Raw genomic sequence first — 13,674 nt, 5'->3', positions numbered from 1 at the left:
TCTGATAACGGGGATTTATTATAAATTAATTAATTAAACGTACAATGAAAGAAACTAAACATCATCTACATTTCATTTATCACTTAATTTGAATACTTTTAAGTCCATTTTTAACGCCATCCATTTGCCGTTTTAAATCATCAAAAGATGATTTAATATCCTCAGGAGGCTTGATATTATCCATACTTTTAGCCGAATTAGACGCTTCTTTGCTATTTTCTCGGGCCTTTTTCATGCCAGATTTAATACGATCCATATTCTCATCTAGCTCATCAAATGAGTCTTCATCATAGATGATAAAATTACTGCCCCCATGGGATGTAATGTTAAGTGGTCTCATGGTGAGTTGCCCATTATCTATACGTAACGCATCTGTTGAAATTGTGGTAATATTCGTATTTACTTTCACATCACTAAATGACAAATGCCGTCCCTTATTGTGAAAGTTCCCTGTAATACTTTTAATGGGAATGAGCATATAATGCCCTTCACCAGACCAGAAGTTCCCCCACACCTCCATATCACGAGGCTGCCCTTCACTTTTAAAGTTCAAATTCGCCGACACAGGAACGACGAACTCAGGCGTTTTGAGAGCCACACTACTATCTAAATCCTTGGCAACTCCCGTAATGGTGTAGGCCCTTGTATCTAAATTATACACACCTTTTGCCTCTAGTTTACCGTTGTACACATTGGCATTCACGTTAGAGAAATTCAAAATGCCATCTTGGTACGTTACATCGCCTACTACATTTTCAAAGGTAAGCGCAGGAATACGCAAAACAGGCATTGTTACACGACCTTTAGCCAATGGACGATTAAAATCACCTGTTACCTTTGTCAGCAAGGTCATTGCATCGTGGATATTATCGCCAAAACCGAGTGATGATGGGTCTACACCTTTTACATCAAACTGTAAGTCTAACTGAGGCATGCGATGCTTTAATACATCCTTTAGATCAACACGACCTTTTAGTGTAAGACCATCACCAATGGCTGTGCCACCGAACTTACCCGTCTCCATATCGATGCGAATAGCACGGTTACTATCAAGATGTATCTTAGAATTCACGTTCTTCATTACATAGTGACGATTTTTCTGAAAGATTTCCAGCTGGTTATTTCTCAATGTAATCGTAAGATTTAAATGTTGACCGTCCCAATTAAAGTTACGAACTTTCTTGCCCAGTTCCTCCTGTCGCTCTTGAGTCGTCTTTTTAGGAGGTTTAGGTCGCGGCTCTACCTCATTGAGTGGCTTATTTACATCAGGCGAAGCAGGCACAAAGTCAAGACGGTTGTTATCGTCTAAATCGACTACAATTGTCGCATCATTTAGCTCGATTCCGTTTATAGCAGAGGCCTTAAAATTCCGTGTTATTACGTTCCACATATTAACGCGAATCTTTCCATCTGGCACTGTGAGCAACTCTCGGCCTTCTGGATCCTTCCATACCAAGTCAGTAAAGGATAATGTCCCCCATGGTGTTGCAGTTAAACTCTCTACCGTTACAGTCCCTCTCATCATCGTTTGACGAGCCATTACCTCGTTAAAAATAACGCCCATTCCACGGCTCGCTATCGTAGCGAGCACAAAGACTATAATCGCTCCAATGGCAAGAAAAGCAGCAATACCTTTTAAGCCTTTCTTATACAATTGTTTATATTTTGTCCAATAGGAACGTATGTAATGTTTCATAGCCTTATTATATCACGATGCATTTATAATTTGGTTCAACCTTGTCTTTTGTCTGTTTAAGCACTCAGATATTATGCTTCATCATCGGTCACGGCTTTGGTTCCTCTTGTACCTGTACGAATGCGCATTGCGTCTTCTACATCATATACAAAAATTTTACCGTCCCCTACTTCGCCAGTTTGTAACGTATTTCGTGCTGTGTCCATTACAAGGTCAACCGGCACATCACACACAACGGTTTCCACTTTTACCATAGGAATGAGATTCACATCATATTGTTGGCCCCGATAAACTTCAGTATGCCCCTTTTGTAAACCACAACCAAAAACTTGTGACACCGTCATACCTTGAATACCAATCCTATTTAAAGCCTCTTTTAGATCCTCTAATTGCTCAGCACGAGCGATTATATCTACCTTTTTCATTCGTTTCATATACTTAACTCCTATTCAATAATCGTAACTCATAATAAGGATGTTTGATTGGACGAAATAAATCGACCAGAGCTTTTAAATTCAGATTGATTATAAGCGCCTTCTCCATGTTCACTAATATCGATACCTAGTGACTCAGAGCCAATGCTAACACGCATATCCATAAAAGCGCTGACGATTTTAAATAGTATAAATGTACCTACAATGGCAAACACATAAGCAATCACTAGTGAAAGTAATTGCGGTCCTAATAAGGAACCCCCATAGAATAACCCATTCGCCCCCTCAGAATTAACAGTAGTCGTAGCCCATAAACCTGTAGCAATAGCCCCCCATGTGCCACCTACCCCATGAATGCCAAAGGCATCAAGTGAATCATCGTAACCAAGGCGGTTTTTAATGATTGCTACGGCTAGATAACACACAACTGCGCCTATAAAGCCAATAACAATGGCCGCCATAGGCGTTACAAAACCTGCGGCTGGTGTAATTGCTACCAGACCAGATACACCACCAGAGGCAGCCCCTAATACAGTAGGTTTACCACGATGCAACATTTCTACTAGCACCCATCCTACAATCCCTACAGCCGCAGAGATTTGCGTAGTCAAAACTGCATTAGCTGCAAGGAACCCTACACCAAGAGCAGATCCTGCATTAAAACCAAACCAACCAAACCATAGAATAGCTGCCCCTAGAATTGTCATCGGCAAATGGTGAGGCAGCATAGGCATACGTCCATAGCCTCGGCGACGGCCTAGCAACATACATAAAGTCAACCCAGACACACCGGACAACACATGAATCGCAAGCCCACCTGCGAAGTCTAATGCGCCCAAATCACTAAGGAATCCTCCACCCCAAATCCAATGAGCCATAGGATTATATATAAAAATAGACCATAATAAAGCGAATATTACAAATGGTAAAAAGCGCATCCGACCAGTAATAGATCCACTCATGATGGCCGGTGCAATAACAGCAAACATACATTGGAAGGCTACAAAGGCAAGCTCCGGAATATGTGTATTAATTAGCACTGTTGTCTCTGCACCACCAAGGCCAAACTTGCTAAAATCACCGATGATACCATATATATCATCACCAAAAATCAAAGTATATCCTAACAAAATAAATTCAACTGAAATGACACCAATCAAAAAGAAGCTCTGCATGATTGTACCTAGCACATTTTTACTACGCGCCATTCCACCATAAAACAACGCTAAACCAGGTGTCATAAAGAATACTAATGCAGTACACAACAATACCCATGCTGTGTTACCGGTATCAATCATATTGACCATAAGAAACTCCTTTCCATACAAAAAACGCCTTGCTCGCAGAAAGTCTGCATGCAAGGCGCCGTTACCTAACTATTTTGTTGTAGTAATATACATCACTACTAACATCCTATATTAGATTATTATATATGTCAATGGATTCTATAGAATTTCTACAATACCGCTTTCAATAAAATACATAAGGCTCTATAACACTATAAATTAAAAGTGCACCCACAAAGGTGAGTGCACTTTTATATGTTAATAAACCATTATTATGCTTTTGCTTCTTTACCGTATTTTACAAGGCTTTCAGCTTCAATTTCAGCTTGTGTACGGTAATCTTGAGGAATGCCAGACAAGCGAATCCAGCTACGTACTGCTTCTACCAATACGATAAGGATCATGAGGAACATGGCAGCACTGAATGCTACTAGGATCCATTTACCCGCTGGGATATAGCTGTTAAATACGTTTTCAAAGTCTGCAGCAATAGCAACGATAGCCATTAGGATACATGGAATACCTGTAACCCATGCATAGCGTTTGCGGCCAAGTCGCATGATAACTGTAGTACCTACAGCCAATGTCATAGTACCTAATAATTGGTTAGATACACCGAATAGAGGCCAAATAATACCGATGTTACCTTGTAGAACTAGGTAGCCCCACAAGATACAAATCAAAGCTGCACAACCATAAACACCAGGAGTCCAGTGTTGGTCGTTGAATTTAGGATGGAAATGACCTAATAATTCTTGAAGTAAGTAACGACCTACACGAGTACCAGCATCGATCAAAGTCATGATGAACAATGCTTCGAACATGATACAGAAGTGATACCAGTACCCCATCAAGTGATCCATGTTAGGCAATCTGGAGAAGATATGAGCCATACCTACTGCAAGAGATACGGCGCCACCAGGACGGTGCATCAAGTCTTCACCAACCATCGCAGACAAAGCTGGCAATTCATGAACTTGAAGGCCTAATGCTTTAAAGGATTCAACAGTGGAGTTAATTGCGAAGTAATCATCTGGATGCAACGCAGTTGCGGCGATTAACGCCATCATAGCGATGAAGCCTTCTGTTAACATTGCACCATAACCGATAGGTAAAATTTCTTTTTCATTAGTAAGCATTTTAGGTGTTGTACCTGTTGCGATAACAGTATGGAAACCAGATAACGCACCACATGCAATAGTAATGAAGATATAAGGGAATACAGAACCTTTCAATACAGGACCGCCACCCCAGATATAAGGAGTTACAGCTGGCATTTGAATTTCAGGCATTACGATGATAATACCAAGAGCCAATGCGCCGATTGTACCGATTTTAAGGTATGTGGACAAGTAATCACGAGGAGCAAGCAATAACCATACAGGTAATGCTGCTGCAAAGAAACCATAGACTGCAAGCATGATTTCGATAGTTTGCAAATCGTATGTAAACCAAGAAGCATATTCACTAGCTGCTACATTTGGACCGTAGATAATAGCTGCGAAAATCAACGCTACACCGATAATAGTTGCTTCTTGAATTTTACCAGGACGCAACCATTTCAAATAAATACCAATGAAAATAGCGATTGGAATCGTAGCAAATACAGAGAAGAAACCCCATGGGGAGTTATGCAATGCGTTAGCTACTACTACGGCCATACCAGCAAGGGTGATGATCAATAGGAACAATGTAGCAAGCATAGCACCGAAACCAGCGAATTTACTGATTTCTTCTCGTGCAATATCCGCAATAGATTTACCATCATAGCGAACGGATGCGAACAAGATAACCATGTCATGTACAGCGCCGGCTAATACGGAACCGATAAGGATCCATAATGCACCAGGCAAATACCCGAACTGGGCTGCGATAACAGGACCTACCAAAGGACCTGCACCAGCAATGGCTGCAAAGTGATGACCAAATGTTACCCATTTGTTTGTGGGCACGTAATCGTGACCATCATTGTGGACCATAGCTGGCGTTGGACGATATTCATCCAATGTTAATACTTTCGCCGCTATGAAAGCCCCATAAAAGCGGTACGCTAAAATTAGAATACACGCGGAGGCTATAACTAAGTAAATACCATTCATAACCATATAAACACCTCCAATTGTCTTGTGTGACATGGTGTTATATAAAAATATCTGATAAATCTTTTGCACATCCATGCCACATTGGCTCTCAAAACTTTTAGTACTTACAATAATATTGTATATCTAAACATAGAAGTGTCAATTATCAATTTCTCATTTTGAATGTACATTATGAGTTAAAAACATAACTAAAAAGCATTCTCCGTTACTTAGAGAATGCTTTTATCGTTTTATTTTGATAGTAATTATCTATTGTCTTACTACGACTCCTGATTTATGAAGGGCCTTTTTAATATCTTTTATAGTTAAAACTTTGTTATGTAACAACGCCCCTGCAAGAGCTCCAGTTACATTTGTATTTGTAAATAAATCCATAAAATGCTGTATATTTCCAGCACCACCAAAGGCTGTTACAGGTACATCCACAACCTCTGCTAAAGCTTGATATAATTCAATATCAAAGCCACGCCCCGTGCCATGTCTATCGATACTCGTTACCAATAACTCACCTGATGATGGTTCATGATAAAACATATAAGCTATAAAAGCTGTTATTAGAGTAATCAGAATAATAATCCCAAACAAAAGCTTTTTCATCAATCTAGCCCCAAATTTTTTCTATATCTGCTATGCTATGTGCATCAGAACCAAGTACGAATGGCACACCAATAACAGCAGCCATGCCTTGAATAAAGCGGCTTGGGTACATTTCACGGCAGTCCGGTTTAAAGAAGCCACTCATGTTGTAGTCTAGTTCGCGCCCTTGTACGCGCATGATATGCAAAATATCGCTTACCACCTGCGCATTGCGACGATCCAAATGGTGTTCAAAGCCAAAGTGGTGTTGGTATTTCTTAATCAAATCAAAGTGACCAATGCGTTTTGGCGTATATTCACCGAGGTCAGCGCGCACAGCTTGGCGCACAGTAGAGTAATATTTGTAATATAACTCATATTGCTTTTGAATCCACGGACCAAAGCCCTTTTCAAATTCTTTAGGGCTGTAATCTAAACAGTAATAGGCATTATTAACGCCTTCCATAAAGTGAACAGACAAAATATTATCATCCGTCAACGGACCGTAGCGATCTAAGAACTCTTGAATATCTGCCTCAAAGCCTGGAATGTAATCTACTTCAAAGCCAAGGGAGATGTCGATATGCGTGCCATAAGCACGTTGTAATTGACGACCTAATTCTAAGTAGGCATCTACTTGGTTCAATTTCAAAGATGCAGTGTCATAAGCCTTTTGATCGCCACCGTACTCAGCCGCAAAAGCCTTTGGCAATGGTGCATGCTCAGTGAGGCACACCTTTTCAATGCGCAACTCGATGGCCTTTTCAATCATCAACGCAGTACGGTCGCCACTACCATGGGGACACAATTCTGTATGTACATGACCGTCCACAAGTCGGCTGCGATACTTGCTATAGCCAACGAACTGTCGTTCATCTTTCATGTTCATTCAATCACCCTATTCGCCCTAACCCGTAGCGAACCCTTATCTATCATCTGTACATTATTAATATATCTAATTTATGTACCTAATTCATATACCTAATTTATATATCGTATTATTATCTACGTTTTATTATACCAATAATGCGTATGTTTCGGTATCCTGATATTTACCATGTTTGAAACCAACTTGCGGTGTTAGACCGCAATAGGTAAAGCCAAACCGTTCATGCAGTGCTGTACTTGCCGCATTTCCCGCCGTAATGACAGACACCACCGTATGTAATGTTTCCGTTTCTTTCGCATGCTCTAATATATGGGCCATCAATTTAGACGCTATGCCTTTACCGCGATACCCTTGATGAATGTAGATAGATAATTCGACGGTACTTTTGAAAGCATCCTTCGTTCTATATGGTGAAAGTGATGCATAGCCTACCACAACATCGTCCATAATCCCTACAAAAATGCAGTGCTCAGACGTTTGATGTGCATCAAACCACTCCTGCCACTCTGGCAGAGTACGCGGCTCAAGATCAAGGGTGGCTACGCCGTTTGCAACTTCGTAATTATAAATATCTAAACAAGGAGGTACATCATCCTGTGTAATTGGTCGTATTACTAATTCACTCATAAGTATTCCTCAAAATTGTGGATATCCTAAAAAACATTATTTCTATTTAACATAATATATAAAAAGAGCCCACATACGCAAGAAAAAGGATGAACTGTTCGTAGCACATACCATTTCACATTTCTGCATTTTTAAGAAGTAAAAATTGCATATTTTACTTCTATATCCCCAATACAACAAAACTGAGTGGTAAAAACATCAATTTTTACCACTCAGTTTATGTATTTAAGTTTTAATTGTAAATATATGAGAAGATTAAACTACTAGAAATAAAAGTACTGTAATAACAATCAAAGCCCCAATCACGCCGTAATCGATAGTTTTCAAACCTACAGATGCTGCAAAGCTATGTGTAGGTCCACCAAAGCCACGTAGTTCTAAGGACAACGCCATTGTTTCGGAGCGGCCCAAGGATTTTAAAAGCAATGGTTGGATAACGGATGCGTAAGATTTCATGCGCTTCAAGAAGTTGCCTTCTAAGGATAAACCACGGCATGCTTGTGCCTCCTGTACAGCATGGCTTTCAGCAATGAAATCAGGCACGAAGCGAAGTGCGGCAGTGAACATGAATGCATATTCATAAGGAATTTTGCATTGTGTTACGAGCGATGCTGTAAGGTCTTGTAATTTTGTAGTTGCCAACAAACAGATGAATACAAGTGTCATCGCAAGCATACGCAAGCCGGATACGATGGCAGATGTTACATCACCGCTACCGAGAAATTGAACAATACCAAGGAATACAGCAAAGCTAGTCAATGCCACAACGGCTTTGCGTTGTTTGAATAGTAAACCAGCTACAAGCAATACACCCAGCTCTACAACGACCAAGGCTAATAGAGATGGCCAGTCGCGCAATAGGATGGCCCACACGGATACGGCGAGGGTCATCAAAATTTTTGTTAACGGTACCAAACGTTCCATATGTCCCTCCTATTTTCCGCTCAACTGAGCCACTAACTTAGATTTCAATTCATCCATGGATTTGCAATAGCCTAGGGATGGTACCGCTAGTGAAAGTTCCACACTTGGCGGTTTTGTAAGGCCTAGGTCTTGCAATTCGTCCGTAGACTTCTTGAATAATTCTTCTGGACTGCCATCAAAGGCAACTGTTTGGTTACCCATGATGAGTGCACGGCTACATTCGCTAGCCATGATTTCCATATCATGTGTAATAAGAAGGATCGTAATCCCTTCTTGATTGAGCTGACGCAATAAAGCTAGCAACTCTTTTGTTTCCTTACCATCTTGACCACTTGTTGGTTCGTCAAGGATGAGGATTTTAGATTGCATTGCTAGCGCAGAAGCGATAGCAACGCGTTGCTTTTCACCGCGGCGCAATGTTGGAGGGTACGCTTCACGTAAGTGAGAAATACCTGTGCGCTCCAACACTTCATCAACGATTTGTTTTACTTCGGATTTACTGCGACCTAGTGATTCAGGGCCGAAGGCAACCTCTGTAGCTACTGTTGGTCTGAACATTTGGCGATCCGGTTGTTGGAATACATAACCAATAAATTGACCACGTTTAGATGGCGGCATAGACGTAATGTCAGTACCGTTATAGTACATACGGCCTTCACTAGATTTTTCAAGGCCAACGAGCAAACGAGTAATTGTCGTTTTACCACAACCGTTGCGACCACCGATGGCGATGTATTCGCCCCCTTCGATGGTGAAAGTCACATCTCGGAAGATATCTACAGATGGCACATAGCCAAAGCGGATATTTTCAACCTTAAGCATGAGCGCCACCGTCCTTTCCTTGTACATCATCAACGCGTTGAATTGGTTGCTTATTTTCTACTGTATTAGATTGATTTGCTGGAGAGCTGCTTTCACCATGCACCTCTTTTTGAATCGCGTGAGCCATTTCAATTTGGTGCAAGCCCTTGATAGCAGACTCGATGCTAAGCCAAGGCTCATCACTGTGGAAGCCTGCTTGTTCAAGTTCCATATACGTAGTGAACACGGATGGCAACGCATCAACGTGAATATTGTGTTCGTACATGTAACGAAGCGTAGTTGGTACATCGTCATCACATGCAATAGAGCCATCCACCATGAGAGCCATGCGGTTTGCATACGGCAATACAGCGTGTAAGTCATGGTCGATAACGACAACGGTAATACCGTGTTTCTCATTTAAATCACCTACGAGGCGATATAATTCTGCAGTCCCATCTGGGTCGAGGGAGCTCGTTGGTTCATCAAGAACAAGTACAGTTGGGTTCGTAGCCAAAACGGAAGCGATCGCCAAACGTTGGCGTTGACCACCGGATAAGCTTGTAATCTTGCGGTCTTCTAAACCGACAAGACCAACTTGCTTAAACACCTCTTCAGAACGAGTTCTAATCGTTTCACGATCATAACCGCGGTTTTCCATAGCAAAGGCTACTTCTTCGCGAACAGTCATCGTTACAAGTTGTGTATCGTAATCGGCAAGAACGACACCGATGTGATTAGCAAGTTCAGGAATTTCCATTTGGGTAGTCGCTTTGCCATCTACGAACACCATGCCTTCAAGGCGGCCGCCGTAGAATTTAGGCACAGCCCCTACCATGGCCATGCAAAGGGTACTTTTACCACAACCAGCAGGACCTGTTACAACGAGGAAGTCCCCATCATGTACATCGAGATTGATGTTTTCAAGGGACGGCGTAGTCGCCTTTGGATGGTAATAATTTACGTGCTCAATGGAAATCTTAGCTTGGCGCTCAGGCAAGATGGTCATATGACTATGGTCAGACGTCAATTGATCTGTGCTTGGCAACATGCCGCGTTTAGAGAATAAACGTTGCGCCGGAATGTACAAGATTGGTGTAATGGCACCGTTCAAAGCACCTACGATAAGAACCATTGGCCACATACCGTACATGTACACATTATCTGGCAAGCCCAATACTTTCCACAAGAGGGTAACGAAGATACCGCCAGATACAACTGTGGCTAAGAAGCCAGATAGGATTGGCGTCAAATCAAAGCCACCGATTTTGCGGAACTTCACGGACAACATAGCGCGTGTCACGAGAGCTGCTGTCAAAGCACCACCTGGTTCAGACAACAAGTTGCCGTACGGGAATGCTGACTTAGATGTCAAAACATTGATGAGGGCCGCTACTAAGCCAATCCCCAACGTTTGACTCAAACTAGGACGAGTCAATAAAATAGCTACGCAGTACGTAGCAATCGTCCAGTTCGGCGTTACCCCAGCCACACTAGGGCTCACCAAATGCAATATCGTGCCCAATGCGAGCATCAATGTGCTGACAGTGACCCATCTAAACTGGCCACCCTGCACATGCGTGTACACAAGATCTTGAATCCGTTCCATAATAGCCTCTTTTCTAAAAATGAATATATAATCTACATTTTATCACTCTTCGAGGATTTTTGCACGTGCTAGCACATTATATAACGTTTAATACTTCAGTTGACTCTATTGGTCACCTATGTGACTATTAGTCACTTTTCTTTATAATACAACTAATATACGATACTGATAGGAGCCAATTAACGTGTGTTAGTTCATCTCCTTCGTACATTGAAAGGAGATGGTGATATGACTGTATTTGAAGCCATATCATTAATGATTGCGTTCGCAACATTAGTCGTTCTTATTGTAAAATAAGAATGACCTAACACCCCAAACGGGACGTTAGGCCATTTCTCATTTTCTTATTTCCTAGGAGATGAGCCTAACGCATTCCAGAACGTTAATTGGCTCTTCTTGTTTTGTATTATACCACATCTAATAATATATTACAGCTGAGAAAAGTAACTTTTACTATCATAATTAAATTGTTATTCTCACTTTCTCGTCATATAGTTGTGATATAATGCATATAAATACTTATGCCTAGGACATAGGAGGTCTTTATGTACAAATATATTACTATTTTAGGGGCCGCAGGCCAGATTGCACAGAAGTTAACTGCTACATTATTAACATATACAGATATGCACCTTACATTATATGGTCGTCAATTATCTACTCGTTTGCATCCAGAAATCTTGGAACATGAACGAGTTACTGTTATCGAGGGTTCTTTCCAAAATCCTGCAAAATTAGAACAAGCTGTAACAAACGCCGAAATCGTTTTCGTAGGCGCTATGGAGTCTGGCAGTGATATGGCATCCATTGTGAAAGCATTGAGCCGCAAAAATGTACGCCGTGTCATCGGTGTTTCCATGGCTGGTCTTTCTGGTGAATTCCCAGCAGCACTTGAAAAATGGACCTTCGACAACTTACCGATTAGCTATGTACAAGGCGAACGTCAAGCACGCAATGTATTGCGCGAGTCCAACTTAAACTACACAATCTTACGCCTCACATGGCTCTACAATGATCCAGAAAATACAAATTACGAGCTCATCCCTGAAGGCGTTCAATTTAACGATGCCCAAGTTACACGAGAAGCTGTAGTAAAAGCCATCTTCGACATCTTACATGTAGATGATGAAACTCCATTCCATCGTGCAAGCATTGGTATTGGCGAACCAGGCACACACTACGACAAACCAAGCTTTCACTAATATATAACTATATTAAGAACAAAGGCCTAACAGACTATGAATATAGGTAAAAGCTACAGTGATACAATAAATATTAATGATACTACAACTAGCATTTTACAAGCTAAGATAGATATATTATCTGCTATTGTAGAAGGCCAAAATGATATTATCCAAGGGCGTACTCTATCTCTAGAGGAAACCTTTGATAGTATAGATAAAATGTTAGAAAAAATATAAATAATAATATAATATATTGCTCTTTTAAAGTGGTATATCCTTTTTCTGCCGAGTACATTTTTACTCATGTAAGGCCGTTTCAGGATATACCTTTTCTTATTCCTATATTTTATAGTTATTTATATAGATAAAGTCGCTTATTTAGGCTATACTTATAAATGATTAAGTTATACTAATAGATATGTAAAAGTAAACGCCTATGCGGTTATGGATTACAAGTATATACATTTTAACGTATAAAATCCCCTAATTTTTGTGTATAAAAATAATCAATAGCTATTTTTCTGTCCCACTCAGGGCAAATGCTTATTAAGGAGTTATTATGAATCGTATTGTTGTTATTGGTAGTTGCAACATGGATATTGTAGTCCTTGCGGACAAACGCCCTACAGCAGGAGAAACAATTATGGGCAACGAATTGCACATCGCTCACGGCGGCAAGGGCGCAAACCAAGCTGTAGCTGCTGCACGTCTAGGTGCAGAGGTTACTATGGTAGGTTGCATCGGTGCAGATGCATATGGCCAAATGATTTTAGAAAATCTAAAAGAAAATCATATCAACACAGACTACATCGTCACTGTACCAGATACTACAACAGGTACGGCACACATTACATTGGCTGAAGGGGACAACAGCATTATCGTTATTCCTGGCGCTAATGCTAAGGTTGATCAATCTGTAGTAGATAATGCTTGGTCTGCTATCGAGCAAGCAGATCTCGTAATGGTACAAAACGAAATTCCTATTCCTACAATCGAATACATCGTTCGTCGCTGTCACGAGGCTGATGTGAAAGTCCTCTTAAATCCTGCTCCAGCAGCGGACCTCAATCCTAAATGGTTAGAATTGGCAACCTATATTACGCCAAACGAGCATGAATTGTCTGCCCTCTACCCTGACCAATCGACAGAGAAAACATTATTGGCAAACGAAAACAAAATCATCGTTACCCTTGGCAGTAAAGGTGTAGGCTACGCCAACAACGGTGAAATCCACACCGTATCTGGCTTCAAGGTTGATCCAGTAGATACGACCGGTGCAGGCGATACCTTCAACGGGGCCTTTGCAACAGCTATCGTTAATGGTAAAAGCCTAGCTGACGCATTACACTACGGCAATGCAGCTGCGGCCCTCTCCATCCAACGTTTAGGCGCCCAAGGCGGCATGCCTACAAAGGACGAGGTTGCCGCATTTTTAACAAAGAATTAGCATATTGAATAGACCTTTAAAAGCTCCACTGGCCAGGTCTGCATTCGCAGGGCCAAAGTCGCCTTGAAAGGTCTATTCAATACAAGCTATACATTCTTA

At 41.2% G+C, this 13,674-nt stretch carries 14 protein-coding genes; 4 read left to right on the top strand and 10 right to left on the bottom strand.

Annotated elements, in window-relative coordinates; translation table 11 throughout:
* Positions 1–79: 79 nt before the first annotated feature.
* The 10 genes from ACWTVK_RS06585 to ACWTVK_RS06540 all read right to left on the bottom strand — a co-directional run bounded on the left by ACWTVK_RS06585 (position 80) and on the right by ACWTVK_RS06540 (position 10,944).
* Complete coding sequence (locus ACWTVK_RS06585) at positions 80–1,696, bottom strand: membrane biogenesis protein AsmA (protein ID WP_456046338.1); 1,617 nt, start codon at positions 1,694–1,696, stop codon at positions 80–82.
* Positions 1,697–1,767: 71 nt separating this feature from the next.
* Positions 1,768–2,130, bottom strand: coding sequence for a P-II family nitrogen regulator (locus ACWTVK_RS06580; protein ID WP_295792539.1), 363 nt, complete (start codon positions 2,128–2,130; stop codon positions 1,768–1,770).
* Between the two features lie 29 nt (positions 2,131–2,159).
* Positions 2,160–3,437, bottom strand: coding sequence for an ammonium transporter (locus tag ACWTVK_RS06575; protein WP_308523037.1), 1,278 nt, complete (start codon positions 3,435–3,437; stop codon positions 2,160–2,162).
* A gap of 251 nt (positions 3,438–3,688) precedes the next feature.
* Complete coding sequence (locus tag ACWTVK_RS06570) at positions 3,689–5,521, bottom strand: carbon starvation CstA family protein (RefSeq protein ID WP_295868315.1); 1,833 nt, start codon at positions 5,519–5,521, stop codon at positions 3,689–3,691.
* 246 nt (positions 5,522–5,767) lie between these two features.
* Positions 5,768–6,115 (bottom strand): HisA/HisF-related TIM barrel protein, encoded by a 348-nt coding sequence (locus tag ACWTVK_RS06565; RefSeq protein WP_456046337.1) that lies wholly within the window; start codon positions 6,113–6,115, stop codon positions 5,768–5,770.
* A gap of 4 nt (positions 6,116–6,119) precedes the next feature.
* Complete coding sequence (gene hisJ / locus ACWTVK_RS06560; RefSeq protein WP_456046336.1) at positions 6,120–6,983, bottom strand: histidinol-phosphatase HisJ; 864 nt, start codon at positions 6,981–6,983, stop codon at positions 6,120–6,122.
* A gap of 126 nt (positions 6,984–7,109) precedes the next feature.
* The gene (locus ACWTVK_RS06555; protein WP_456046335.1) at positions 7,110–7,610 is read right to left on the bottom strand and encodes an N-acetyltransferase family protein; all 501 of its coding nucleotides are present in this window, start codon (positions 7,608–7,610) and stop codon (positions 7,110–7,112) included.
* Positions 7,611–7,865: 255 nt separating this feature from the next.
* Entirely contained in the window at positions 7,866–8,534 is a 669-nt protein-coding gene (locus ACWTVK_RS06550; protein WP_370815411.1) for an energy-coupling factor transporter transmembrane component T, read from the bottom strand.
* A 9-nt stretch (positions 8,535–8,543) separates the two neighbouring features.
* A complete protein-coding gene (locus tag ACWTVK_RS06545; RefSeq protein WP_456046334.1) occupies positions 8,544–9,356 on the bottom strand; it encodes an energy-coupling factor ABC transporter ATP-binding protein in 813 nt (270 codons plus the stop codon).
* Positions 9,349–10,944: a tryptophan transporter gene (locus ACWTVK_RS06540; protein ID WP_456046333.1), complete on the bottom strand. Its 1,596-nt coding sequence runs from the start codon at positions 10,942–10,944 to the stop codon at positions 9,349–9,351. Before ACWTVK_RS06540 ends, ACWTVK_RS06545 begins: the two co-directional genes overlap by 8 nt.
* 186 nt (positions 10,945–11,130) lie before the next feature.
* Here ACWTVK_RS06540 and ACWTVK_RS06535 point away from each other — a divergent pair, with 186 nt between their 5' ends.
* The 4 genes from ACWTVK_RS06535 to rbsK all read left to right on the top strand — a co-directional run bounded on the left by ACWTVK_RS06535 (position 11,131) and on the right by rbsK (position 13,575).
* The gene (locus tag ACWTVK_RS06535) at positions 11,131–11,241 is read left to right on the top strand and encodes a putative holin-like toxin (protein WP_227720659.1); all 111 of its coding nucleotides are present in this window, start codon (positions 11,131–11,133) and stop codon (positions 11,239–11,241) included.
* A gap of 248 nt (positions 11,242–11,489) precedes the next feature.
* The gene (locus tag ACWTVK_RS06530) at positions 11,490–12,146 is read left to right on the top strand and encodes an NAD(P)H-binding protein (RefSeq protein WP_105086351.1); all 657 of its coding nucleotides are present in this window, start codon (positions 11,490–11,492) and stop codon (positions 12,144–12,146) included.
* A 36-nt stretch (positions 12,147–12,182) separates the two neighbouring features.
* Entirely contained in the window at positions 12,183–12,365 is a 183-nt protein-coding gene (locus tag ACWTVK_RS06525) for an antitoxin PHD (RefSeq protein ID WP_456046332.1), read from the top strand.
* A 322-nt stretch (positions 12,366–12,687) separates the two neighbouring features.
* Positions 12,688–13,575, top strand: coding sequence for a ribokinase (gene rbsK, locus ACWTVK_RS06520; RefSeq protein WP_456046331.1), 888 nt, complete (start codon positions 12,688–12,690; stop codon positions 13,573–13,575).
* Positions 13,576–13,674: the final 99 nt, after the last annotated feature.

It is taken from the genome of Veillonella sp. Ser01 (genome assembly GCF_053850375.1).
The sequence above is the reverse complement of the archived record's forward strand: the minus strand, read 5'-3'. Positions and strand labels throughout refer to the sequence as shown.

Coding starts and splice junctions, on each gene's coding strand:
- ACWTVK_RS06585 (WP_456046338.1), bottom strand. CDS start 1,696: ATGAAACATTACATACGTTCCTATTGGACAAAATATAAACAATTGTAT.
- ACWTVK_RS06580 (WP_295792539.1), bottom strand. CDS start 2,130: ATGAAACGAATGAAAAAGGTAGATATAATCGCTCGTGCTGAGCAATTA.
- ACWTVK_RS06575 (WP_308523037.1), bottom strand. CDS start 3,437: ATGGTCAATATGATTGATACCGGTAACACAGCATGGGTATTGTTGTGT.
- ACWTVK_RS06570 (WP_295868315.1), bottom strand. CDS start 5,521: ATGGTTATGAATGGTATTTACTTAGTTATAGCCTCCGCGTGTATTCTA.
- ACWTVK_RS06565 (WP_456046337.1), bottom strand. CDS start 6,115: ATGAAAAAGCTTTTGTTTGGGATTATTATTCTGATTACTCTAATAACA.
- hisJ (WP_456046336.1), bottom strand. CDS start 6,983: ATGAACATGAAAGATGAACGACAGTTCGTTGGCTATAGCAAGTATCGC.
- ACWTVK_RS06555 (WP_456046335.1), bottom strand. CDS start 7,610: ATGAGTGAATTAGTAATACGACCAATTACACAGGATGATGTACCTCCT.
- ACWTVK_RS06550 (WP_370815411.1), bottom strand. CDS start 8,534: ATGGAACGTTTGGTACCGTTAACAAAAATTTTGATGACCCTCGCCGTA.
- ACWTVK_RS06545 (WP_456046334.1), bottom strand. CDS start 9,356: ATGCTTAAGGTTGAAAATATCCGCTTTGGCTATGTGCCATCTGTAGAT.
- ACWTVK_RS06540 (WP_456046333.1), bottom strand. CDS start 10,944: ATGGAACGGATTCAAGATCTTGTGTACACGCATGTGCAGGGTGGCCAG.
- ACWTVK_RS06530 (WP_105086351.1), top strand. CDS start 11,490: ATGTACAAATATATTACTATTTTAGGGGCCGCAGGCCAGATTGCACAG.
- ACWTVK_RS06525 (WP_456046332.1), top strand. CDS start 12,183: ATGAATATAGGTAAAAGCTACAGTGATACAATAAATATTAATGATACT.
- rbsK (WP_456046331.1), top strand. CDS start 12,688: ATGAATCGTATTGTTGTTATTGGTAGTTGCAACATGGATATTGTAGTC.